This window comes from Vibrio sp. Y176, from assembly GCF_033438945.1.
Map to the genome: position 1 here is coordinate 1 of NZ_JAWOQS010001035.1, position 545 is coordinate 545.

Annotated in this window: 2 protein-coding genes; both read right to left on the reverse strand. The window is 46.4% G+C overall.

All coding sequences use genetic code 11. The features are described 5' to 3' along the window. The coding region (vcrG, locus tag R7O13_RS30050) for an LcrG family type III secretion system chaperone VcrG (RefSeq protein ID WP_318305613.1) at window positions 1-194 on the reverse strand (194 nt) is incomplete at its 3' end. A gap of 60 nt (window positions 195-254) precedes the next feature. Beyond that, window positions 255-545: LcrR family type III secretion system chaperone VcrR (gene vcrR / locus R7O13_RS30055; RefSeq protein ID WP_318305614.1), on the reverse strand; the 291-nt coding region annotated here is incomplete at its 5' end.

A 545-nucleotide genomic window follows, 5' to 3' on the forward strand; every position in this document is an offset into this window, starting at 1 on the left:
ACTTCTTCGATGAGTTCTTGCTCTGCGTGTTGCATTAACTTCGGCGAGGCGTTTAAACCGCCAAGCAGAACTTCTCCTGCTACGGGGCCAACACCGAGTCCTTCTAATAGCTCACTAAAAATGTCATTTCTTTCATCCGCATTTCGAATGGCTAACTCTGCATTTTCAATAGCTTGGGTAAAGGGTTGCTTCATATTGATTCCTATCTTAAAGCGTGTCTTCTCATTGGCGCTGTCAGTAACAGTCGAGAGTTTTTACATTTTTCTCTTTTTCAGTGGGCGATAGTCTGCAAGCCGCAAAAAATACCAGTCGGCTTGTTGATCGTGGCTAGCGCCACAGGCGCGTAAGTAGAATTGAGCCAGGCGTTGGCTACTCATGTTGCTACCACGCAACACATCAACGTTACCGCGGATAACCCAATCAGAAGGAAAAAGAGGGATGGCGTGCTCAGCCAAAAGAAATAGGCAAGAAAAGGGGTTACTCAACCCCAAATTCGGACTCACACGTTTGAGGACTACAATAATGATATGCCCCTGTTCGACACG